19 protein-coding genes and 8 tRNA genes are annotated in these 21,554 nt (G+C 60.8%); 22 read left to right on the top strand and 5 right to left on the bottom strand.

Going from position 1 to position 21,554, the window contains the following annotated elements; translation table 11 throughout:
- Positions 1-4: 4 nt before the first annotated feature.
- From O0879_RS09390 to metG, 3 genes are all read right to left on the bottom strand, one after another.
- The gene (locus O0879_RS09390) at positions 5-214 is read right to left on the bottom strand and encodes a DUF3460 family protein (protein ID WP_034778041.1); all 210 of its coding nucleotides are present in this window, start codon (positions 212-214) and stop codon (positions 5-7) included.
- 107 nt (positions 215-321) lie between these two features.
- The gene (locus O0879_RS09385; protein WP_034778216.1) at positions 322-801 is read right to left on the bottom strand and encodes a GNAT family N-acetyltransferase; all 480 of its coding nucleotides are present in this window, start codon (positions 799-801) and stop codon (positions 322-324) included.
- Positions 802-820: 19 nt separating this feature from the next.
- On the bottom strand, positions 821-2,977 hold the full coding sequence (gene metG / locus O0879_RS09380) for a methionine--tRNA ligase (RefSeq protein WP_289906587.1): 2,157 nt from the start codon (positions 2,975-2,977) through the stop codon (positions 821-823).
- 160 nt (positions 2,978-3,137) lie between these two features.
- Here metG and apbC point away from each other — a divergent pair, with 160 nt between their 5' ends.
- The 4 genes from apbC to O0879_RS09360 all read left to right on the top strand — a co-directional run bounded on the left by apbC (position 3,138) and on the right by O0879_RS09360 (position 7,682).
- Positions 3,138-4,226 carry an iron-sulfur cluster carrier protein ApbC gene (gene apbC, locus O0879_RS09375; protein WP_034758315.1) on the top strand — a complete coding sequence of 363 codons (1,089 nt, stop codon included), beginning with the start codon at positions 3,138-3,140 and terminating at the stop codon, positions 4,224-4,226.
- 87 nt (positions 4,227-4,313) lie between these two features.
- On the top strand, positions 4,314-4,721 hold the full coding sequence (locus tag O0879_RS09370) for a DUF4399 domain-containing protein (RefSeq protein WP_289916080.1): 408 nt from the start codon (positions 4,314-4,316) through the stop codon (positions 4,719-4,721).
- Positions 4,722-4,873: 152 nt separating this feature from the next.
- A complete protein-coding gene (locus O0879_RS09365) occupies positions 4,874-6,559 on the top strand; it encodes an alkaline phosphatase family protein (RefSeq protein ID WP_289916079.1) in 1,686 nt (561 codons plus the stop codon).
- A 190-nt stretch (positions 6,560-6,749) separates the two neighbouring features.
- Entirely contained in the window at positions 6,750-7,682 is a 933-nt protein-coding gene (locus tag O0879_RS09360) for a hypothetical protein (RefSeq protein ID WP_289916078.1), read from the top strand.
- Between the two features lie 15 nt (positions 7,683-7,697).
- Here O0879_RS09360 and O0879_RS09355 read toward each other — a convergent pair whose 3' ends face one another.
- Entirely contained in the window at positions 7,698-9,263 is a 1,566-nt protein-coding gene (locus O0879_RS09355; RefSeq protein WP_289916077.1) for a phospholipase D family protein, read from the bottom strand.
- 62 nt (positions 9,264-9,325) lie between these two features.
- Entirely contained in the window at positions 9,326-10,564 is a 1,239-nt protein-coding gene (gene lysA, locus O0879_RS09350; protein WP_289916076.1) for a diaminopimelate decarboxylase, read from the bottom strand.
- A 101-nt stretch (positions 10,565-10,665) separates the two neighbouring features.
- On the opposite strand from lysA, the gene O0879_RS09345 reads away from it, so the two are divergent.
- The 18 genes from O0879_RS09345 to aqpZ all read left to right on the top strand — a co-directional run bounded on the left by O0879_RS09345 (position 10,666) and on the right by aqpZ (position 21,537).
- Positions 10,666-11,577 carry a LysR family transcriptional regulator gene (locus O0879_RS09345; protein ID WP_099668160.1) on the top strand — a complete coding sequence of 304 codons (912 nt, stop codon included), beginning with the start codon at positions 10,666-10,668 and terminating at the stop codon, positions 11,575-11,577.
- Between the two features lie 70 nt (positions 11,578-11,647).
- Positions 11,648-13,054: a glutamate--tRNA ligase gene (gene gltX / locus O0879_RS09340; protein WP_289916075.1), complete on the top strand. Its 1,407-nt coding sequence runs from the start codon at positions 11,648-11,650 to the stop codon at positions 13,052-13,054.
- Between the two features lie 124 nt (positions 13,055-13,178).
- Positions 13,179-13,254, top strand: a tRNA-Ala gene (locus O0879_RS09335).
- Between the two features lie 67 nt (positions 13,255-13,321).
- Positions 13,322-13,397 (top strand) — tRNA-Glu (locus O0879_RS09330).
- A gap of 134 nt (positions 13,398-13,531) precedes the next feature.
- Positions 13,532-13,607 (top strand) — tRNA-Ala (locus O0879_RS09325).
- Between the two features lie 38 nt (positions 13,608-13,645).
- A tRNA-Glu gene (locus O0879_RS09320) sits at positions 13,646-13,721 on the top strand.
- Positions 13,722-13,771: 50 nt separating this feature from the next.
- Positions 13,772-13,847, top strand: a tRNA-Ala gene (locus tag O0879_RS09315).
- 378 nt (positions 13,848-14,225) lie between these two features.
- A complete protein-coding gene (locus O0879_RS09310; protein WP_289916074.1) occupies positions 14,226-15,263 on the top strand; it encodes a DUF5694 domain-containing protein in 1,038 nt (345 codons plus the stop codon).
- A 241-nt stretch (positions 15,264-15,504) separates the two neighbouring features.
- Positions 15,505-15,580, top strand: a tRNA-Glu gene (locus tag O0879_RS09305).
- A gap of 123 nt (positions 15,581-15,703) precedes the next feature.
- Positions 15,704-15,779 (top strand) — tRNA-Glu (locus O0879_RS09300).
- 57 nt (positions 15,780-15,836) lie between these two features.
- A tRNA-Glu gene (locus O0879_RS09295) sits at positions 15,837-15,912 on the top strand.
- A 95-nt stretch (positions 15,913-16,007) separates the two neighbouring features.
- On the top strand, positions 16,008-17,177 hold the full coding sequence (gene earP / locus O0879_RS09290) for an elongation factor P maturation arginine rhamnosyltransferase EarP (RefSeq protein WP_289916073.1): 1,170 nt from the start codon (positions 16,008-16,010) through the stop codon (positions 17,175-17,177).
- A gap of 135 nt (positions 17,178-17,312) precedes the next feature.
- Complete coding sequence (locus O0879_RS09285) at positions 17,313-17,888, top strand: elongation factor P (RefSeq protein ID WP_034758247.1); 576 nt, start codon at positions 17,313-17,315, stop codon at positions 17,886-17,888.
- Positions 17,889-18,094: 206 nt separating this feature from the next.
- Complete coding sequence (locus O0879_RS09280) at positions 18,095-19,243, top strand: amidase family protein (protein WP_289916072.1); 1,149 nt, start codon at positions 18,095-18,097, stop codon at positions 19,241-19,243.
- Between the two features lie 29 nt (positions 19,244-19,272).
- On the top strand, positions 19,273-19,683 hold the full coding sequence (locus tag O0879_RS09275; protein WP_251351828.1) for a hypothetical protein: 411 nt from the start codon (positions 19,273-19,275) through the stop codon (positions 19,681-19,683).
- 65 nt (positions 19,684-19,748) lie between these two features.
- Positions 19,749-20,207, top strand: a complete 459-nt coding sequence (locus O0879_RS09270) for an Ivy family c-type lysozyme inhibitor (RefSeq protein ID WP_180278591.1) — start codon at positions 19,749-19,751, stop codon at positions 20,205-20,207.
- Positions 20,207-20,617 carry a GNAT family N-acetyltransferase gene (locus tag O0879_RS09265; RefSeq protein ID WP_289916071.1) on the top strand — a complete coding sequence of 137 codons (411 nt, stop codon included), beginning with the start codon at positions 20,207-20,209 and terminating at the stop codon, positions 20,615-20,617. The genes O0879_RS09270 and O0879_RS09265 overlap by 1 nt, the downstream gene beginning before the upstream one ends.
- Positions 20,618-20,841: 224 nt before the next feature.
- Positions 20,842-21,537 carry an aquaporin Z gene (gene aqpZ / locus O0879_RS09260; protein ID WP_289899133.1) on the top strand — a complete coding sequence of 232 codons (696 nt, stop codon included), beginning with the start codon at positions 20,842-20,844 and terminating at the stop codon, positions 21,535-21,537.
- Positions 21,538-21,554 lie beyond the last annotated feature (17 nt).

Here is a 21,554-nt window from a genome sequence, read left to right as displayed (position 1 = left end):
GATCTTAGTTCTTGTTCTGGTAAACGTAAGCCTGTTGCTTGACGGCCGACGCCAGCTGGCGCTCCTGCTCATCGATGCTGACGGCCGGCTTGTCCCACAGCAGGGCGCGGCCCGCTTGCTGGCCCGCTTCCATGCCAGGATTCTTGGCCTTCAGTTCGGCGATGAACAAGGTGTGGTCGGATACGTAGTTGTTGTGTTTTGCAGGCAGTTTCATATTCTCTTCTGAGTGTCTTATAGGTAAGGTCAGCCGGCCGTATTTTACCGCGCCGTGCCGCCTGGCGGGTTGTTGTATCGGCAAGTCCGGGGCGAAATTGCTAAAAATCAATAACGCAACAAACGCCGCATCACCATCGGCGCCGGTTCGGCGGGGTTGGCGTGCGAATATTCCAGTTCTTCGGCCAGGTCGAATTCGAAGGCCGCATAAAAATCGATCAGCTTGCGCTGGTCGCGCCGCACGGCCAGGCGCAATTCCTCCGCCTGGCACGACAGGCCGTGATGAATGATGGCTTCCAGCAAATGTTGCGAAACGTGGCTGCCCCGGTAGGCGGGCAGCACGCCCATGCGTGAAATCTTCCAGATGGCGGGATCGCTGTCGAGCGGCATCCAGCGCAGCGAACCGGCCGGAATGTCGTCGATCAGCAACAGAAAACCGCCGCCGTGGCGCAATTGCTCTTCCACCTGCTGCGCCGTCTCGTGGTGTCCACTGGACGAGGCCGCCACCTTGCCGGCCCACGCGGCGCGGGTCAGTTCGGCCATCAGTTGTGCATCGGCATTCGTTGCTTCGCGCACCACGATATTCATCATCGGTCCTTGTGCGGGCTTAGCGGATGCGCATGCCAGGTTCGGCGCCTGGCCAAGGGTTCAGGATGTAGATGCCTGGATTGGCTTTCTCGTCGGCGCTTGATGCGGCCATGACCATGCCTTCGGAAATGCCGAACTTCATCTTGCGCGGCGCCAGGTTGGCCACCAGCACCGTCAGCTTGCCGACCAGCTCTTCCGGCTGGTAGGCCGAACGGATGCCGGAGAAGACATTGCGCAAGCGGCCTTCGCCCGCGTCCAGGGTCAGGCGCAGCAGCTTGTCGGAGCCGTCGACCAGTTCGCAGTTGACGATTTTCGCGATGCGCAGGTCGACCTTGAGGAAGTCGTCGATCTTGATCTCGGGCGCCAGTTCCTCGATGGCGGAGGCCGGTGTTTCAGCGACCGGTGCGGCGTCGTTCGCGGCATCGCCAGCCGGCGCCGCGATGGCGGCAGCTTGCGGTGCGTCAAACAGCGCTTCGATCATCTTTGCATCCATGCGCGTCATCAAGTGGCTGTAGGCGCCGATGGTACGGCCCAGCATGCTGTTCGAGACGGCGTCGCCGAACACTTGCGTATCGGCCCAGGTGAATTGCTCGTCGTTGAGGAACGAGGCCACGTTCTTGGCCACGCCCGGCAAGACCGGCGACAGCAGGATCGTCAACTGGCGGAACAGGATCAGGGCCGTCGTGCACACGTCGTGCAGTTCGGCTGTCTTGTCCGCATCCTTGGCGAGGATCCACGGCTTGTTTTCATCGACGTACTGGTTGGTGATGTCGGCGATTTCCATGATCTCGCGCAAGGCCTTGCCGAATTCGCGGTTCTCGAAGTGCGCGGCGATGCTGGCCTGGCGCTCGACGATGACGCCGTTGGCGTCCACCGTCAGCGCGCGGTTGATCCAGCTTTGCGCGCCTTCCGACAGCGTCGATGCCAGCTTGCCGTCGAAACGCTTGGCGATGAAGCCGGCGCAGCGGCTGGCGATGTTCACGTATTTGCCGATCAGGTCGCTGTTCACGCGGGCCACGAAGTCGTCGCCGTTGAAGTCCAGGTCTTCCACTTTCGAGTTCAGCTTGAAAGCGATGTAGTAGCGCAGCCATTCCGGGTTCATGCCCAGGTCCAGGTAGCGCAGCGGCGAGATGCCCGTGCCGCGCGACTTCGACATTTTTTCGTTGTTGACCGTCAGGAAGCCATGCACATTGACTTTCAGTTTGTCGATCACCGGGTGGCCGGCAAATTTCAGCATGGCGGGCCAGAACAGCAAATGGAAGGAGACGATGTCCTTGCCGATGAAGTGGATTTGTTCCGTGGCAGGATCGTTCAGCAGGGCGTCGAAATCGAGGCCTTTCTTGTCGCAATAGTTTTTCAGGCTGGCCAGGTAGCCGACGGGCGCGTCCATCCACACATAGAAGAACTTGCCCGGCGCATCGGGAATCGGGATGCCGAAATAGGGCGCATCGCGCGAGATATCCCAGTCGGCCAGCTTTTCGCCCGCTTCGCCCAGCCATTCGCTGACCTTGTTGACCATTTCAGGCTGCAGGCGGCCTGGCGTGTTGAGCCAATCCTTGAGGAATTCGAAGCAGCGCGGGTCGGACAGCTTGAAGAAGTACTGTTCCGACGGCTTCATCACGGGCGTCGCGTTGGTGAACACGGAGAACGGGTTGACCAGGTCGGTCGGCTGGTAGGCCGCGCCGCACACTTCGCAATTGTCGCCGTACTGGTTCTTGGCGCCGCATTTCGGGCATTCGCCCTTGATGTTGCGGTCGGCCAGGAACATGCCCTTGACTGGATCGAAGAAGCGGTCGACGGTTTTCGTGACGATCAGGCCCGTATCGCGCAGTTTGCGGTAGATCGATTGCGACAGATCAACGTTTTCCGGCGAATCGGTCGAATACCAGTTGTCGAAGGCGATATGGAAGCCATCGAGGTACTGGGCGCGGCCGGCCGCGATGTTGGCGACGAATTGCTGCGGCGTAATGCCTTCCTTTTCGGCGGCGATCATGATGGGCGTGCCATGTGTATCGTCGGCGCCCACAAAGTGCACTTCACGGCCGGCTGCACCATCGCGTTGCATTCGCTGGAACCGGACCCAGATATCGGCCTGGATGTATTCCATGATGTGGCCAATGTGAAAAGCGGCGTTTGCGTAAGGCAGGGCAGTGGTGACGAACAGCTTGCGAGTCATGATTGATGCACTTTTGGGATGGATAATAGGTCATTTTAACAGCGGAAAGGCAATATGAGCAGATGCAGCGCTGGCAAGTGATGCTTTTGCCGCCATCGCGCCATGCAAATTTGCGCTAGACTGCGCGTATTGCACATATGTAGTACACACGGAGATTTACATGAGCATCACAGTAGAAGACGTCAAGGCCGCGCTGGCCCAGGTTATTGATCCAAATACACATAAAGATTTCGTTTCCAGCAAAACCGTCAAGAATCTGAAGGTCGATGGCGATGATATTTCGCTCGACATCGAACTGGGCTACCCCGCCAAAAGCCAGATTGACCTGATCCGCAAATCCGTGCTGGCCGCGTTGCGCGTGCTGCCGGGCGTGGGCAACGTCAGCGTGGGCGTGTCGTCGAAAATCATTTCGCACACGGTGCAGCGCGGCTTGAAGCCGATGAGCAACGTGAAAAACATCATCGCCGTCGCTTCCGGCAAGGGCGGCGTTGGCAAATCGACCACGGCGGTCAACCTGGCCCTGGCCCTGGCGGCCGAAGGCGCCACCGTCGGCATGCTGGACGCCGATATCTATGGCCCGTCACAGCCGATGATGCTGGGCATCAGCGGCCAGCCGAAGACCCTCGACGGCAAGAGCATGGAACCGATGGAAAATCACGGCCTGCAAGTGTCGTCGATCGGCTTCATGATCGATCCGGACGAGCCGATGGTATGGCGCGGCCCGATGGTCACGCAAGCCTTGCAGCAATTGCTCGACCAGACCAACTGGCGCGACCTCGATTACCTGATCGTCGACATGCCGCCTGGCACGGGCGATATTCAATTGACACTGTCGCAAAAAGTGCCCGTCACGGGCGCCGTGATCGTCACGACGCCGCAGGACATCGCGCTGCTGGACGCGCGCAAGGGCTTGAAAATGTTCGAGAAAGTCGGCATCCCGATCCTCGGCGTGGTGGAAAACATGAGCACGCACATCTGCTCGAACTGCGGCCATGCGGAAGAAATCTTCGGCGCCGGCGGCGGCGCGAAGATGTGCGCGGACTTCGGAGTGGAATTCCTCGGCGCCTTGCCGCTGACCATGGCGATCCGCCAGCAGACGGATTCCGGCACGCCGACCGTCGTGGCCGAGCCGGAAGGCCCCGTCGCCGTCATCTACAAGCAGATCGCCCGCACCATCGCGATCAAGGTGGCGGAAAAGGCAAAGGATATGACCAGCAAGTTCCCGTCGATCGTCATCAAGAACGATTAAACGTCAGGCCTGGCGCTTGCATGCGCCATTGTCAGCAGGAATATGGTTTCATGCAGTCCGTGTTGTTATTAAACAAGAGGAGACATCATGCAATTGACCACCGTATTCCTGCGCCAAGCCGCAGCCGTGATCGCGGGCAGCCTGCTGGCCGCCAGCGCGTTTGCGCAATCCGTTTCGTTCGTCGAGCCCGTCGATGGCGCGACAGTGAGCAGCCCGTTCAAAGTGAAATTTGCCGTCAGCGGCATGGACGTCAAGCCGGCCGGCGACATGACGGCCAAGACGGGCCACCATCATTTGCTCATCAATATGGGGCCGATGAAGGCGGGCGAAATGATGCCCATGGATGACAAACATTTGCATTTTGGCAAAGGACAAACGGAAACGGACGTCACCTTGCCGCCGGGCCAGTACACCCTGACGATGCAGTTTGCCAACGGCGCGCACCAGTCGTATGGGCCGGAGTTGAGCAAAAGCATCAAGGTGACGGTCAAGTAAGCCAGGCAAATAAGTCAGGCAAATTCATCCGTTCCAGTAAAGGCCGGGTTCTAGCGATGGAGCCTGGCCTTTTTCATATTGTTGCCTCTTGTCATTATTGTGTCATATAGTCGGCGTATGCTGGCCGGTGGCCTAACTTTTGATGAGCGGATATGACGAAACATTTCTCCCTTTCCCGGCAACTGGCGCAGGCGCTGCTGTTGGCGGCTGGCGTGGCGGCGAGCCAGGCGCATGCGGCCAAGGCCGTTCCTGCTGTTGCTGCCGGTGCGGCGCAGCCGAAGCTGGTGGTGGTGCTGGTAGTGGACGGCTTGCCGCAAGAGCAGGTGACGCGCTACCGCGACCAGTTCGGCCAAGGCGGCTTCCGCCGCCTGCTGGAGCAGGGCGCGTGGTTCAGCGACGCGCACCAGGCGCATGGCATCACGGTCACGGCCATCGGCCACTCGGCCGTGCTGTCGGGCGCTTACCCTTATCAGCATGGCGTGATCGGCAATAACTGGATCGATCCCGTCACGAAAAAATCCGTGTACTGCACCGAAGATGGCAATTTCCATTACATCGGCGAAGACACGCAGCCCGACGACGGCACTGCGCCGACCAAGCTTCGCGTGAGCACCCTGGGCGACGAGTTGCGCTATTCCACGGGCGACAAGGCCAAGGTCGTCACGGTGTCGGGCAAGGATCGGGGCGCCATCCTGCTGGCCGGGAAAACGGGCACGGCGTATATGTACATGGAAAAGACGGGCAATTTTGCCAGCAGCACCTATTACATGCAGCAGCACCCGCAATGGGTGCAGCGCTACCAGGCCGCCAAGCCGCAAGACCGTTATTATGGCAAGAGCTGGACGCCGCTGCTGGCCGATTCCGCCTATGCGCGCGATGCCCGCGATGATCTGGTGCCGGCCAAGCCGGGCACGCGCAACACCTTCCCGTTCGCCTATTACAGCGACGGCGGCAAGCTCGATGGCGAGTACTACAGCCGCCTGAAGGCCGGTCCCTTCCTCGATGAACTGACCCTGGAATTCGCCCGCGCCGCCATCGATGGCGAAAACCTGGGCCACAACCCGGCCGGCGTGCCCGATATCCTGGGCGTGAGCCTGTCCGCGCACGATTACGTGAATCACGCCTACGGCCCGGAAAGCAAGATGTCGCACGACCACCTGCAGCGCCTGGACCGCATGCTGGCCGGCTTCTTTGCCGACCTCGATAAAAAAGTCGGCATGGATAACGTGCTGGTGGTGCTGACGGCCGACCATGGTTTTGCCAACGTGCCGGAATTTGCCGAAACGCGGGGCTTCTCGGCCAAACGCATCGATGGCGCCAAACTGGTCGATGCCTTGAACCAGCACCTGGCGACTAACATGGGTATCGATAAACTGGTGACGACGTCGTCGCTGCCGAATATCTACCTTGATTACGCGCTGGCGGAGAAGGGCGGCGTCAATCGCGCCGCCCTGGAAGACGCGGCGGCCCGCTTCCTGCTGCAGCAGGACGGCCTGGCGCAAGTCTATACGCGCACGCAGATGGAAGCGGGTGCCGTTGCCACGCGCATGGACACCCTGATGCGCCGCGCCTGGAATCGCCAGCTGTCGGGCGACCTGATGGTCGTGACAAAGCCGGCCTGGTACTTCGGCAAGGGCGCGGGCGGCACTTCGCACGGCACGCCGTACACGTATGACACCAACGTGCCGCTGATGGTGTTCGGCCCCCGCTGGATCAAGCCGGGCGCCTATGGCCAGTATGCGGAAGTGGTCGATATCGCCCCGACCCTGGCGCACCTGCTGCGCGTGCGCCAACCGTCGGCGTCGGAAGGGCGGGTGTTGATGGAGGTGGTGCGGTAGTTCAGGCATAGAGGTGTATCGTTGATGTAAAGGCCAGGCTTGCGTTTTCACGGAAGCCTGTTTTTTTATTGATTTAAGAGTTGTAAGTCGACAAATATCAATAGGCACGCAAAGTTCTTGACGGATAGTGAAATTTCTTTATTTCACGATGAGGACGTCAATGAACAGTTCACTATTCAAATGTTGTTGTATGGCATTGATGTGGATTTTGCTGCCGGGGTGCGTCGTGCCACACTTCGATCATGCCTCATATGACTATTATTATGCCGTTCCCTTGAAGGCCGACAAGCCGTGGCTAAGTCTGAGCAACGGGCTTGATCTGCATGCCTATAACAAATGTGAGCATAGTGAAGTGCCGCCAAAATGTGACCCGCCGGGTTTTTGGGTGATGGAGCGACCGCAGAAGCCGGATTGGCATGAGATAGGTCGCTACAGAGTGAGCGTGTGGCATCCCGGCAAGTTGCAGTTTCAACCAATGCTTTCGGCCTATGCCAACACGACGTATCGTGCAGTTAGTCTTGTTAAAGAAGAATCACGCAAAATATATTTGCTTCGGCCTGGGTTTGGCGGTGATGAGCGCCGATCACTGGAAGGAAACGACGCTGGTGTTGTTGCAATCGATTTGCGGCCAAACGCATTATGTAGAACGGATGAGCCTGTACCACGCCTTATTGTCTTTGATGCCGATAATATATGGGTATTTGCGGAGTATGAATCAGACTGCCGAAAGGATCTGCAGGCCGATTTCGCCCCGCTTGATATATTGAACTTTGAGGACAGCGATCAGTTTAATGCTATTTTGCGTAAACCGATGAAACTGTTTTACCTCAGCTCCAGCGTGGTAGGTCAGTCAGATTTTGGTCAACCGCGCACGGTTTTACGGGATGCTGATCTCCCGAATGAAAGTACGCGCAAGACCGTGCGCTTGTCCGAGGTCGTCCGATTACAGAGCACGATGTTCCGGCTTGAGACCACACCGGCGCCACCTCTGTTGCCAGTACCGGATTATCCCAATTTTTATTGTCACTACTCAGATACGGTTATTGGTTTGAGAATGATATTTTTTGATGGTGAGAAACCATACCCCGACCTTAAATATTGTCGGCCATTTCGCGGGAAATGACATAGGCTGCGTGCTTTACAGTAGCCAATCAATCGGCAGCACCGACAGTATCGCCACCCCGATGCGCTTCCACACGCTGGTGCCCGGCTCCGTGTCGTAGCGCGTGGTGGCGCCGCTGGCGTCGCGGGCGATCCAGTACAGCGCGCCGTCGTCGCCCAGCAGTACCTGGTAGGCGCGCTGCGGGATGGTGGTGCGCATGGCTTGCCCCAGCTGGCTGGCCAGCGCGGGGCTGTCGATGACGAGGCCCATTTCCGTGTTCAATTCGATCGAGCGCGGGTCGAAGTTGAACGAGCCGACAAAGATGCGCCGGTCGTCGACGGCAAAGGTCTTCGCATGCAGGCTCGATGCGGAGCTGCCGAAGCGGCCCGGCTGTTCGCGCGCATCGCCGGCTTCCCACGAGCGGCGCGACTCGTACAGCAGCACGCCCGCTTCCAGCAGCGGTTTTCTCCACTTCGCATAGCCGGCATGCACGGCCGCCACGTCGGTCGCTTCCAGCGCATTCGTCAGGATGCGCACGCCCACGCCTTTTTTCGCCAGGTCGGCGAAGGCCTGGGTGCCGGCTTTGCCGGGCACGAAATACGGCGACACCAGGTCCACTTCCTTTTCCGGTACGCCCAGCAGGTTTTTCAGGTTGTCCGCCACGCCCGTGCCTGGCCTGGCCTTGTCCAGCACTTTGGCCGGGTCGTCGCTGACCATGCGCGTCCTGGCCCATTCGAAGGGCAGGGTGCGCTCCATCATTTGTCTGACGAAGGGCGAGGTGCGCAGCGCCTGCACGTATTCCTCGGCCGCCTTGGTGTCGTCGATGCGGTCCGCTTCGGCGGCGATGGTGGCCGCGTCGCCCTCGACAGGGCTGGTCAGCAGCAGGCTGGCCGGGTAGGCCGAGGCGCTGTTCCAGTAGCGGTCGAAATCGCGCGAAACGTCGTCGACGACGGGGCCGACGGCCAGCACGTCCAGGTCGGCAAACAGCACGTCGCCGGCCGCGCCAAAATATTCGTCGCCCACGTTGCGCCCGCCGACGATGGTGGCCTGGTTATCGGCCGTGAACGATTTGTTGTGCATGCGCCGGTTGAGGCGGGAAAAATCGGTGGCAAAGGCCAGCGCGCGCGGAGAGCGGGGCATAAAGGGGTTGAACAGGCGGATTTCCAGGTTGTGCTGTTTGCCCAGCATCGCCAGGGTCTGCTCCAGGCCCGCCGTGTTGTTATCGTCGAGCAGCAGGCGCACGCGCACGCCCCGCTCGGCCGCCTGGCGCAGGGCGTCGAACAGCAGGGTGCCCGTGATGTCCTTGTGCCAGATGTAGTACTGCACGTCCAGGCTGCGCTGGGCGGCGGCGGCCAGCAGGGCGCGCGCGGCAAAGGCGTCGCGTCCGTCGGCGAGCGGGTAGATGCCGGACACGCCGGGATGCTGCGCCACCATGGGCGCAATGGCCGTGGCCAGCTGGGTGTGCTTTGTGTCGGCGATGACGCTGGATGCCACGCGGCCTTCCAGCGAAGGCAGCGAGACGCAGCCGGCGAGGACGGCGGACAGCAGCAGTGGCAGCAGCAGCCGGGTGGCGCTGCGGGAGGGAATTGCTTGGGCGGGCATGGCGGGCTTTCATCGGGTTGCCCCGATGTTAGCAGATGCGCATGCCCGCACGGGGCAAGGTGTTACAGTTGTTCCAGCGCGATCAGCTCGGCCACCGTCTGGCGGCGGCGGATCAGGCGGGATTGTTCTCCATCGACCAGGTATTCGGCCGCATGGGGACGGCTGTTGTAGTTCGACGACATCGACGCGCCATACGCACCGGCGCCTTCGAAGACGACGTAATCGCCCACCTGCGCTGCCGGTAGCAGCCGGGTTTCCACCACGCCGCCGTCGCGCTGGGTGAAGACGTCGCCCGATTCGCACAGGGGGCCGCCGACCACGGTGGCGCGCTGTGTGTCCAGTGCGCGGCCGTCATGCGCGATGACCGACATTTCATGGTAGCTGCCGTACATGGCAGGGCGCATCAGTTCATTGAAACCCGTATCGAGCAAGGTGAAGTGGTTGCCGCCCATTTGCTTGGTGGCGCGCACTTCGGCCACCAGCAAGCCCGCGTCGGCGACGAGGAAGCGGCCCGGTTCGATTTCCAGGTGCACGGGATGGCCCAGGTGCGCCTCGATCTGCTTGCGCGCCGCATCCCACAGCTGGAAGTAGTGGTCCGTGTCGACGGGCTGCTCGCCTTCGCGGTAGGGCACGGACAGGCCGCCGCCCGTGGAAATGGCTTCGATGTCGTGGCCCATGTTTTTCACTAGGTCGACCATGGTGCCGCAGACGATTTCCAGGTGGCTGTAGTCGACGCCGGAGCCGATGTGCATGTGCAGGCCCACCAGGTGCAGGCCATGTGCGCGGATGACGGCCAGCGCCTCCGGCAGCTCTTCGTGCCAGATGCCGTGTTTGCTGTTTTCGCCACCCGTATTGGTCTTGTTGCTATGGCCATGGCCATAGCCGGGATTGATGCGTAGCCAGACGCGGTGGCCGGGCGACACTGGGCCCAGCTGGCGCAGCATGTCGACGGAGCCGCAATTGACTTCGATCTTCGCCGCTGACACGCGCGCCAGGGTGGCGCGGTCGAACAGGTCGCAGGTGAAAACCACGCCGGCGGCGCCATTCGTTTGCGCCGGCGCAAAGCCTGCCTGCAGCGCGCGCTCGATCTCGCCCAGCGAGACGGCGTCCACGTGCACGCCCGCTTCGCGCATCAGGGTCAGCAGGTGGATGTTCGAATTGGCTTTTTGCGCGAAGCGCACCGTGTCGAACCGCGCCAGCTGCGCGATGCGCGCGCGGATGGTGGCCGCGTCATACACCCACAGGGGCGTGCCGTGTTCCTGGGCGAGTTGGGCGAGGGTCTGGTCGGTGACGGGCTTCATCGTGTGCTTTCGGTGGAATGAGGAGATAGCGCATGATGGCTGATTGTACTTCGACTATAAAATATCTATTTGAGGCTACCTTATTCATTTATGATATGACCATGACTATCTCCCTGCGCCATATCGAGGTCTTTCGCGCCATCATGACGACGGGCAGCGTGACGGCCGCCGCCGCCATGCTGCATACGTCGCAGCCCACCGTCAGCCGCGAGCTGGCGCGCTTGGAACACTTGACGGGCCTGACCCTGTTCGAGCGCGAGCGGGGGCGGCTGCGTCCCACGGCCCAGGCGCTGCAGCTGTTCGAGGAAGTGCAGCGCGCGTATTTCGGCCTGGAGCGCATCGTCAGCACGGCGGCGGCCTTGCGCCAGTTCGACCAGGGGCAGCTGTCGATCGCCTGTCTGCCCGTGTTTTCCCAGTCGCTGCTGCCGCAGGCGTGCAAGCGTTTCGTCGCCGATTTTCCCAAGGTGAGCATCAGCATCACGCCGCAGGAGTCGCCGCTGCTGGAAGAGTGGCTGTCGGCGCAGCGCCACGATATCGGCCTGACGGAAGTGGGCAATGCGCCGCCGGGCACCGCGCTCGATACATTGATGTCCGTCGATGAAGTGTGTGTGCTGCCCGACGGCCATGCGCTCGCCGGCAAGGCCGTGTTGCAGCCGGCGGACTTCGCAGGCCAGCCTTTCATCAGCTTGGCCGCCGTCGACCCCTACCGCCAGCAGATCGACGCCATCTTCGCGCAGGCGGGCGTGGAGCGGCGCATGGCGCTCGACACGCACAGTGCTGCCTCTGTGTGCGCGATGGTGCGCGAAGGCGTGGGCCTGGCCATCGTCAATCCGCTCACGGCGCTGGACTACGCGGGGCAGGGCTTGCAGATCCGCCGCTTCGGCGTTTCCCTGCCGTTCACGGTGAATCTGGTCAAGCCCCTGCACCGGCCCCTGTCGCAACTGGTCGCCCTGTTCGAGCAGGCGCTGCATGCGCAGGCGGCGGAGGTGAAAAGGCGCTTGCTGCAGCTGTGACGGTGCTTGTGGAGCGGCGGCGGTCAACAGAGTAAAATGGCGTTTTACTTATTCAAGCCTGATTACTTCGATGACCACAACCGCTACTCCTGTCCGTACCCGTTTCGCTCCCAGCCCGACCGGCTATCTGCACCTGGGCGGCGCCCGCACCGCTTTGTACAGCTGGGCGTATGCCCGCCACTTCGGCGGCACCTTCGTGCTGCGCATCGAAGACACGGACGTGGAGCGTTCCACGCCGGAAGCCGTGCAAGCCATCATCGAAGGCATGAAGTGGCTGGGCCTGGACCACGACGAAGGCCCGTTCTACCAGATGCAGCGCATGGACCGCTACCGCGAAGTGGTGGCGCAGATGCTGCTTGAGGGCACGGCGTATCACTGCTATTCGTCGCCGGAAGAAGTCGAAGCGATGCGCGAGCGCATGCGCGCCGCCGGTGAAAAGCCGCGCTACGACGGCACCTGGCGTCCGGAGCCGGGCAAGACCCTGCCGGCCGTGCCGGCCGACCGCAAGCCCGTCGTGCGTTTCAAGAACCCGCTCGACGGCGACGTGACGTGGGACGACGTGGTCAAGGGCACGATCACGATTTCCAACCGCGAGCTGGACGACCTGGTGATCGCCCGCCCTGACGGCACGCCGACGTACAACTTCTGCGTGGCCGTCGATGACTGGGACATGCAGATCACGCACGTGATCCGCGGCGACGACCATGTCAACAACACTCCGCGCCAGATCAACATCCTGCGCGCCATCGGTGCACCGCTGCCGCTGTACGGCCACCTGCCGATGATCCTGGGCGCGGACGGTGAAAAGCTGTCGAAGCGCCATGGCGCCGTCAGCGTGATGGATTACCCGGTGCAGGGCTTCCTGCCGGAAGCGATGCTGAACTACCTGGCGCGCCTGGGCTGGAGCCATGGCGACGATGAAGTGTTCTCGACCGAGCAGTTCTGCGAGTGGTTCAACCTGAACCACCTGTCGAAATCGGCGGCCCAGTTCAATAATGAAAAACTGGCCTGGCTGAACAACCACTATATCAAGCAGGCCGACAATACCCGCCTGGCCGACCTGGCGCGTCCGCAAATGGTCGCCGCCGGCGCCGTCTTCGAAGGCGCGCCGGACCTGGCGCAAGTGCTGGGCATGATGAAAGAGCGCGCCAACACCGTCAATGAGCTGGCTGCCGCCTCGATGCTGTTCTTCCGCGAACCGCAGCCGGAAGCGGAACTGGTCGCGCAGCACATCACGGATGCCATCAAGCCCGTGCTGGCGCAGTTTGCCGAGCGTATCGCCACGGTGGAGTGGAGCAAGGAAGCCGTCGCCGCCATGATCAAGGAAGTGCTGGCCGCGAACACCATCAAGATGCCGCTGCTGGCCATGCCTTTGCGTTTGATCTTGACGGGCCAGCTGCAGACGCCTGCCATCGACCAGGTGGTGGTGATGTTCGGCCGCGACACCGTGCTGGCGCGCCTGGCAAAGTGGCTGTAATCGTCGCGCTGAATTGAGCGTGTAAATGCGGTGCGGAAACCGCCCCTATGAAAAGTTGCTCATAGACGAAAAAGGGTATTTGCAGAGTGAAACTTCTTTGCTATACTCTTGTTTCTGCACCAACGGGGGTATAGCTCAGCTGGGAGAGCGCTTGCATGGCATGCAAGAGGTCAGCGGTTCGATCCCGCTTACCTCCACCAGCAGCAAAACCGCAGTCAGGTTTTGTTAGTCGTTGAAGTGGTGCAGTAGTTGTTTGGAAGTTCCGCGGTCCCCATCGTCTAGAGGCCTAGGACATCACCCTTTCACGGTGAGTACAGGGGTTCGAATCCCCTTGGGGACGCCAGGTAGTTGTGGTATAGTAGTGGCAGTTGTTTGTACTGATTGTTGTAAGTTCAGGGCCGTAAAAAGCGGAATCTGGATGGAAAGCAAGTAGTGGAACAAAGTCGCCAAGTGCGGCTTTTATTATTTCTGCGCCCGGGGGGTATAGCTCAGCTGGGAGAGCGCTTGCATGGCATGCAAGAGGTCAGCGGTTCGATCCCGCTTACCTCCACCAACAGCGCAGAAGTAAGGTGGTAAAACTGTAGTACCGAGGTCCCCATCGTCTAGAGGCCTAGGACATCACCCTTTCACGGTGAGTACAGGGGTTCGAATCCCCTTGGGGACGCCAGTTCAGTCTGGTGTTGTGGTTGTAAAGAAGTAGCAGTGTTTCTGCGCCCGGGGGGTATAGCTCAGCTGGGAGAGCGCTTGCATGGCATGCAAGAGGTCAGCGGTTCGATCCCGCTTACCTCCACCAACAGCGCAGAAACAGGTGGTAAATGGTAATGAATAAATCAAAGTCGCCTCGAGCGGCTTTTTTTATTTCCGAAGCATTTGTTGTTATGCCTTTCAGGGAAGTATGGTTTAACTGTTGGGATGTTTGTATGGCAGGCAAGAGGCGAGTGTTTGATCCCGCTTGCGTTTGCCAATGGGGTGGAAATGGAAATACATCAAAGTCGCCTCGGGCGGCTTTTTTTGTGCCTATTGGTTGCATGGATATAACTGACAGTGATTTGCGGAGTGGTTACATTTGGCAGGCGGCTTGATTTCATTATGCCCGCGGATAAAAAATGGACCATTACACTGAGGAGACAGGATGCACCGCGTATTTGCCAGTTTTTTTCTTGCTGCCGTTATGCACGTTCCCGCGCACGCGGAGGCGCCGCCTGCGGCGAAATTCGATCCTGGTGCGCTGAAGTTGCAAAAGGGGCCGTTCAATGACGTGCTGGTGCTCGGTTCGCCTCATTTGGCGCAATTGCCAACATCGTTTGATCCGTCTCAATTGAGCTTGCTCAACGAGCGCCTGGCGGGCTGGCGGCCGGATGCGATCGCGATCGAGGCGCTTTCCGGCTTGCAATGCGCTTACTTGCGCGCCTATCCGCAGCGCTATGACGATACGGTGAAAACCTATTGCTATGACACTTCCGCCGCGCGGGCCGCCACGGGGCTCGATGTGGTGGCGGCCACGGCGCAGGCCGAACGTTTGCTGGCCGCCTGGCCGGCGGCGCCGTCCGCCGCCCAGCGGCGCGCATTGGCTTCCCTGTTCCTGGCCGGTGGCGAGCGTGCATCGGCGCTGGTGCAATGGCTGCGCCTGCCCGCGGATGAGCGGCGCGCCGGTGACGGCGTGAGCGAGCCCTTGGCCGTGAACCTCAATTCCTTGCTGGGGCAGCGCAACGAGAGCTATCAGATTGCTGCCGTGCTGGCGGCGAAGGGCGGGCACGAGCGGGTGCATGGCATGGATGACCATACGTCCGATATGCCTGTCGACGATGAAAAGGCGTATGCCAAGGCGATCAGGGCGGCCTGGAATAATTCCTTTTCGGCCGAGCGCAAGCGCATCCATGCCGGGTTTGAGGGGCAATGGAATACGCCCGCCGGTGTGCTGGCGATCTACCGCGCCTATAACGGACGCGCAGAGGCGGACCTGGCCTTCCGCGGCGACTTTGGCGCGGCGCTGGAAGAGCCTTCGCCGCAGCGTTATGGCCGCAACTACGTGGCCTCCTGGGAGGTGCGCAACTTGCGCATGGCGTCGAATATCCGCGAAATCATGGCGGCGCGCCCGGGCATGCGCGTGCTGGTCATCGTCGGCGCATCCCACAAGGGCTACCTGGAGGCGTATCTGGGCCAGATGCATGACGTGCGCATCGCCGATGCGGACGATATCTTGCGTTAAGGAATGCTTTTGCCGCGCCAGACGGTTGGCGCGGTTTTTCCTGCGTGCCTGGCGTGCTGCCGCTTCCATATCTTCCTGCCATCATCCTGTCTCCATAGGGAGCGATGATACAAATAAGGTGGAAAAAAGAAGGCCGGCAGTTGATTTCGTGAATCGCTTCGTGTTAAACTTCGCGCACGCTTTTTTGAGGGGCTAAGCAAAGCCTTCAACGAAGAGTCCGCTGAGAGTAAAGCCAGCACAGGTCCCCATCGTCTAGAGGCCTAGGACATCACCCTTTCACGGTGAGTACAGGGGTTCGAATCCCCTTGGGGACGCCAGGATTTAGTTGTAAAGTAAGAGTGCAGTGCTGAATGGGCCTGACAAGTCAGGCTTTTTTTGTTTCTGCAATATTGCTGCAGTACCGGGTCAGGATGCATTTAGTGCATTCAGGACAGATTTCTGTCCCCATCGTCTAGAGGCCTAGGACATCACCCTTTCACGGTGAGTACAGGGGTTCGAATCCCCTTGGGGACGCCAGATTCGCAAGCAGTAACAGGTCGGGATGCGGAATAGTGCATTCAGGACAGATTTTCTGTCCCCATCGTCTAGAGGCCTAGGACATCACCCTTTCACGGTGAGTACAGGGGTTCGAATCCCCTTGGGGACGCCAGACCGGCTGAATCAGCCAACAAAAAAGCCGCCTGGTAACAGTGCGGCTTTTTTGTTATGGGCTGCCATGCCACATTTTTCTCTTCCCCTTTGAATATGTCATTAGCTACCGATCGCGCGCCAACCTTGGCCATCTTCTGCAAAGTCGTCGACAACTACGGCGATATCGGCATTTGCTGGCGCCTGGCGCGGCAGTTGAGCAGCGAGCATGGCGTGGCCGTCACCCTATGGGTCGATGATTTGCCGAGTTTCCGGCGGATATGCCCGGAAATCGACGTGACGGCGCCAGTGCAGCAGGCCGGCGGCGTCACGGTGCGCCACTGGCGCGACCAGGATGGCGCATTCGCGCCGGCCGACATCGCCGACATCGTCATCGAATTTTTTGCCTGCGACATTCCGCCCGGCTATATCGCCGCCATGGCGCAGTGCGCGCCGCATCCCGTGTGGCTGAACCTGGAAGGCTTGACGGCGGAAGAGTGGGTCGAGGGTTGCCACGCGCTGACGTCGCCGCGCCACGGCATGATCAAGCATTTCTTCTTTCCCGGCTTCACGAACAAGACGGGCGGCCTGCTGCGCGAAGCGGCGCTGGACGAGAAAAGACTGGCGTTCCAGGCCGATGCGGGCGCCATGGCGGCATTCCTCGGGCAATTTGGCGTGACGGCGGCGGAAATGTCCGCCTTGAAGGTGTCGCTGTTCTGCTACCCGTCCGCCCCGGTCGCCGAGCTGTTTGCAGCCTGGCAGGCGGGCAGCGAGCCCGTGACATGCCTGGTGCCGGAAGGCGTCGCGTTCGATGCCGTTCAGGCGTTTATCGGCGACGGTGCGGCGCTGGCCGGTGCGGCGCGCACGCGCGGCGCGCTAACTGTGCGCGTGTTGCCGTTCGTGCCGCAAGACGATTACGACCGCCTGCTGTGGGCTTGCGACGTCAATCTCGTGCGCGGCGAGGATTCCTTCGTGCGCGCGCAATGGGCTGGCCAGCCGTTTCTCTGGCATATCTATCTGCAGGATGAGAACTTGCATCACGTAAAATTGCGCGCCTTCCTGCAGCGCTATGCGGTGGATGCGGACGGCGCCATCGACAGTCTGGTGCAGGCGGCGCTGGCCTGGAATGGCGCCAGCGCGGACGCCTTGCCGTGGGCGCAGCTGTGGCCCGCTTTGCAAACCAACCTGCCGCGCATCCGGGCGCGCGCGCAGGCCTGGCAGCGGCAGATGCAGGCCAATGGCGATCTGGCAAGTAACCTGCTGGCGTTCGCTGGCGCGACGAGATAGGCGCTTGCCAAAAATTAAGGTAAAATGCCCGGTTATTTCTAACGTATTTTTAACCGATCAAACGCAAGCTTGCGGCGCCGATGGCGCACAGGCGGCAGATGGTCTTCATGCAACCCACTTTTTACGTACATTCCTATGAAACCCGCAAAAGAAATTCGTGTTGGCAATATCATCATGGTCGACAGCAAGCCAATGATCGTGTTGCGTTCTGATGTCAACGGTTCGAGCCGCACGGGCTTCACCTACAAATGGAAGATGAAAAATCTTCTGACGAACACCCCGATGGAAAACGTGTTCCGCGGCGACGACAAGTTTGACGTTGTTGTTCTGGATAAAAAGCCAGTGACGTATTCGTACTTCGCCGACCCGCTGTTCGTGTTCATGGACACCGAGTACAACCAGTACGAAATCGAAGAAGAAAACCTGGGCGAAGCGCTGAACTACCTGAAAGATGGCATGGAATGCGAAGCCATTTTCTACGACGGCAAAGCTATCTCCGTTGAACTGCCTACGACCATCGCCCGTCAAGTGGTGTACTCGGAGCCAGCGGTCAAGGGCAATACTTCGGGCAACGTCCTGAAAGAAGCCAAGATCGAAAACGCCATCGACGCACACCGCCACACCGTGCAAGTGCCGCTGTTCGTGGCACAGGACGACGTCATCGAAATCGACACCCGTACCAACGAATACAAGCGTGTCGTACGCAACTGATAGATTCTTGCACTGCGCTGCGCGCATGGCCCGGCAGATGCCGGTCTGGTTTGCCTCAGTGCTGGATCACCAAGAAACGCTGCCTTCGGGCGGCGTTTTTTTTGCTTAAAAAATAATTCCCTTCAACAACAATTGTGTTGCAAGGACTGCTATGCTATGGCTAGAACATTATTGCGGTAGAAACATTGAAGTTTCCTGGAGATAGCATGCAGCGCAGTCAGATGTTACGCAGTGGCGCGTCCCGGGGCGTGGCGCGTCCCGTATTGGCCCGTGCCACGGCGCCCGCCAGCCCCATGGCCCATCTGCTCGATGCGGGCGTGTTGCCGCAACAGCAGATGATGCAGGCAGGCAAACTCAGTTCCCATGCGCTGACGTCGCAGTACCTGGGGCGCATCCGTTCCCTGTGCAGCATCGGCGCGCGCGCCTATCCCGGCATTGAAATCAACCCCGATGCGCTGAAAATCGCCCTGGAAATGGACCGCGAACGGCAGGTGCACAAGGTGCGCGGCCCCTTGCATGGCATTCCCGTCGTCTTGCGCGACAATATCGCCACGGGCGACCGCATGAAGACGCGCACGCAGGCGCCCCTGGCCACGCATGCCAGCTGCGATTCCTTTGTGGCGGCGCGCTTGCGCGCAGCCGGCGCCGTCATCATCGGCAAAAGCAATTTGCGCCAATGGGCTGCCGTCAGCGTGCCGCATGCGAGTGCCAGCTGGGCCGGGCTGACCATCCTCGCCGTCGACAGCGCGGCGGACGGTTCCATCGTCGCGCCGGCTTCAAACTGCGGCCTGGTCGCCATCAAGCCCACGGGCAGGGCTGCCGAGGGGCAGGGCGGCGAGCCGGCCACGGCCGGACCGATGGCGCCCAGCGTGCGCGAGGCGGCCTGGCTGCTCGCGGCCCTGAGCGGCGAACGCCTGGCCGATGGCGTGGTGTTGGATGCCGCCGGCTTGCATGGGCGCCGCATCGGCGTGGCGCGCAGCCTGTTCGGCCTGTGCGCCGGGACCGATGCCGTGATCGGGCAGGCGCTGCTGGCGTTGCGCGAGCAGGGCGCGGAATTGATCGAGATGCCGCCCGCGACCGGGCCCGGCGGCATCGAAGCGCTGCTGGGCTCGCATAGCCTCGATGCGCTGGTGGGGCCCACCTGCCATGGCGTGGCGCAGGCGCCGTCGGCCTTGCCGCATATTACGGTGCCGGCCGGCGTGGCCGGGGGCTTGCCGGTCGGCTTGTCCTTCATCGGCCCTGCGCACGGCGACATGCAACTCATTGCGATGGCGTATGCCTATGAGCAGGCGACTTTGCACCGGCGCACGCCAGCGTTGCCGTCGAGCATTACCCTGGCGTTGCGCCTGCCATGATGATTCTTTTCGTTTTCTTTCGATAAACTATGCTTGCAACCTTGCTGCTGACTGCGGCCGTGACGGCCATTCCGACTCCTTTTGATGCCGCGCAATTGTCTGGCAGCTGGTCCGACAGCGTCAATACGAATAGCGTTTGTGAAGAAGCGCGGCACTTTACGCGCATGCAGCTGTCTGACGACCATCAGCGGCTGGCGATCTTCAGCGACCGGACGTGGAAAAGCAAGCTGGGGGAAACCAACCGCTTTGCCGCGACGGTGGTGGCGGAAACGGAGCGCAGCCTGACTTTGCGCTATGACAATGAAACCCGCCTCAATGCCGCTGGCAAGCTGGTGGAGTGGCAGTTGATCATCGTCGCGCCCGGCGTGTACCGCTGGCGCGAGACGGGATGGGCGGAAGGCAAGGTCAACGGGGTCGTCGGTATCCGCTGTTCTCCCTGAGACGGGCGCACAAGCATGCCATTCTGCTATGCTGCCCGCATTACTGTATGCTTTTAGGAGATTGCATGTCCGCACGTTTGTTCCTGCCCCTGTTCCTGGGCGCCGCCGTGGCGCTGGCCACCCTGCCGGCGCACGCGCGTACGCCGCAACTGTCGCTGATCGAGCAGGCGCAAAGCTGCGACGGCGGCCACACCTGCCCGTACTTCCCCGACGTCTACAAGGCGGACTACGCCTTTCGCAAGGCCTTCAATATCGGCCTGAAGAAGGCAGGCCTGAAGCGGCAGCGCTGGGTGCCGAATGGTGTGGCGAGCCCGCTCAAGCCCGTCGAGATCGACGGCAAGGCGCGTCTGCTGAGCAGTGTCTGCGAACCGCACAATTGCGGCCACCGCTACTCCATCCTGTACGACCCGGCCGAGCGCAGCATGACGGGCGTGTATATCGGCAGCGATGGCAAGGGCGGCTCGCGCACCGTCTACTTCGGCGAACCCAGCATCGCCGAAGCCGATATGTTGTTCAAGAACTGATGCACGCGCCACTGCGCATTTCCAGCGAACGCGGCGAGCTGGACGTGGCCATGATCCACCGCTACCTGAGCGAGCAGTCGTACTGGAAGCGCGGCGTGGCGCTGGAAACGGTGCGCAAGGGCATCGCCAACGCACTGTGTTTCGGCGGTTATGTTGATGGCCAGCAAGTGGCGTTCGCCCGGGTCATCACCGATTACACGGATTTTGCCTACCTGCGCGACGTGTTTGTGCTGCCGCAATACCAGGGGCGCGGCTATGGCAAGCAGATCGTGGCTGCCGCGCTCGACGATGCGCGTGTGCGCGATGTCGTCTGGATGCTGGGCACCGATGACGCGCATGGCCTGTATGCGAGCTTTGGTTTTGCGCCACTGGAGGCGCCACACAAGTACATGCGCCGTACTGCAGCTTGAGAATTATCAAAACAACCTTTAGGTGTCAAGAGAACTATTAACATTATTGTACGTAATAATGTTGCATTGATAATGACATCATGTCATTATGCGCGCTCTGCAGCTTACGCAGCGGTGCGTTGCTGGTGCTGTGCTTTGCCGTCGCTACCTGGCGGGGCAAAGGTGGTGAGCGGTCCGATTGGTCGTCCCTGGCACGTTTTCTCGTCACTTTAAAGGAATACATCATGAAACAATATGGCGCCGAATTTCTCGGCACGTTCTGGCTGGTCTTCGGCGGTTGCGGCAGCGCTGTGCTGGCCGCCGCCTTTCCCGGCCTCGGCATCGGCTTTGCCGGCGTAGCGCTGGCCTTTGGCCTGACGGTGCTGACCATGGCATACGCCATCGGCCACATCTCGGGCTGCCACCTGAATCCTGCCGTCTCGATCGGCCTGTGGGCCGGCGGCCGCTTCCCCGCCAATCAACTGTTGCCATACATCATTGCGCAAGTGCTGGGCGCCATCGTGGCCGGCGGCGTGCTGTACGTGATCGCCAGCGGCCAGGCCGGTTTCGATGTCAGCAAGGGCTTTGCCTCGAACGGCTTCGGCGCCCATTCGCCGGGCGGCTATTCGATGCTGTCGGCGCTGGTCATTGAAATCGTGCTGACGATGTTCTTCCTGATCGTCATCCTGGGCGCCACCGACAAGCGCGCGCCGGCCGGCTTCGCCCCGCTGCCGATCGGCCTGGCGCTGACCCTGATCCACCTGATCAGCATTCCCGTCACGAATACCTCCGTCAACCCGGCCCGCAGCACGGGCGTGGCCCTGTACGTGGGCGACTGGGCCACCAGCCAGCTGTGGCTGTTCTGGCTGGCACCCATCATCGGCGCCTTGCTGGGCGCGCTGGCCTACCGCTTGATTGCCGGCGAAAAAGAATCAGCTTGAACATGAAAAAAAAGCAG

The sequence above is a fragment of the Janthinobacterium sp. SUN120 genome (assembly GCF_030397735.1).
Lineage (GTDB): Bacteria > Pseudomonadota > Gammaproteobacteria > Burkholderiales > Burkholderiaceae_D > Janthinobacterium > Janthinobacterium kumbetense.
The sequence above is the reverse complement of the archived record's forward strand: the minus strand, read 5'-3'. Positions and strand labels throughout refer to the sequence as shown.

Bases quoted from the DNA above. Each gene is read 5' to 3' on its own strand.
- O0879_RS09390 (WP_034778041.1), bottom strand. From the start codon at position 214: ATGAAACTGCCTGCAAAACACAACAACTACGTATCCGACCACACCTTG.
- O0879_RS09385 (WP_034778216.1), bottom strand. From the start codon at position 801: ATGAATATCGTGGTGCGCGAAGCAACGAATGCCGATGCACAACTGATG.
- metG (WP_289906587.1), bottom strand. From the start codon at position 2,977: ATGACTCGCAAGCTGTTCGTCACCACTGCCCTGCCTTACGCAAACGCC.
- apbC (WP_034758315.1), top strand. From the start codon at position 3,138: ATGAGCATCACAGTAGAAGACGTCAAGGCCGCGCTGGCCCAGGTTATT.
- O0879_RS09370 (WP_289916080.1), top strand. From the start codon at position 4,314: ATGCAATTGACCACCGTATTCCTGCGCCAAGCCGCAGCCGTGATCGCG.
- O0879_RS09365 (WP_289916079.1), top strand. From the start codon at position 4,874: ATGACGAAACATTTCTCCCTTTCCCGGCAACTGGCGCAGGCGCTGCTG.
- O0879_RS09360 (WP_289916078.1), top strand. From the start codon at position 6,750: ATGGCATTGATGTGGATTTTGCTGCCGGGGTGCGTCGTGCCACACTTC.
- O0879_RS09355 (WP_289916077.1), bottom strand. From the start codon at position 9,263: ATGCCCGCCCAAGCAATTCCCTCCCGCAGCGCCACCCGGCTGCTGCTG.
- lysA (WP_289916076.1), bottom strand. From the start codon at position 10,564: ATGAAGCCCGTCACCGACCAGACCCTCGCCCAACTCGCCCAGGAACAC.
- O0879_RS09345 (WP_099668160.1), top strand. From the start codon at position 10,666: ATGACTATCTCCCTGCGCCATATCGAGGTCTTTCGCGCCATCATGACG.
- gltX (WP_289916075.1), top strand. From the start codon at position 11,648: ATGACCACAACCGCTACTCCTGTCCGTACCCGTTTCGCTCCCAGCCCG.
- O0879_RS09310 (WP_289916074.1), top strand. From the start codon at position 14,226: ATGCACGTTCCCGCGCACGCGGAGGCGCCGCCTGCGGCGAAATTCGAT.
- earP (WP_289916073.1), top strand. From the start codon at position 16,008: ATGTCATTAGCTACCGATCGCGCGCCAACCTTGGCCATCTTCTGCAAA.
- O0879_RS09285 (WP_034758247.1), top strand. From the start codon at position 17,313: ATGAAACCCGCAAAAGAAATTCGTGTTGGCAATATCATCATGGTCGAC.
- O0879_RS09280 (WP_289916072.1), top strand. From the start codon at position 18,095: ATGCAGCGCAGTCAGATGTTACGCAGTGGCGCGTCCCGGGGCGTGGCG.
- O0879_RS09275 (WP_251351828.1), top strand. From the start codon at position 19,273: ATGCTTGCAACCTTGCTGCTGACTGCGGCCGTGACGGCCATTCCGACT.
- O0879_RS09270 (WP_180278591.1), top strand. From the start codon at position 19,749: ATGTCCGCACGTTTGTTCCTGCCCCTGTTCCTGGGCGCCGCCGTGGCG.
- O0879_RS09265 (WP_289916071.1), top strand. From the start codon at position 20,207: ATGCACGCGCCACTGCGCATTTCCAGCGAACGCGGCGAGCTGGACGTG.
- aqpZ (WP_289899133.1), top strand. From the start codon at position 20,842: ATGAAACAATATGGCGCCGAATTTCTCGGCACGTTCTGGCTGGTCTTC.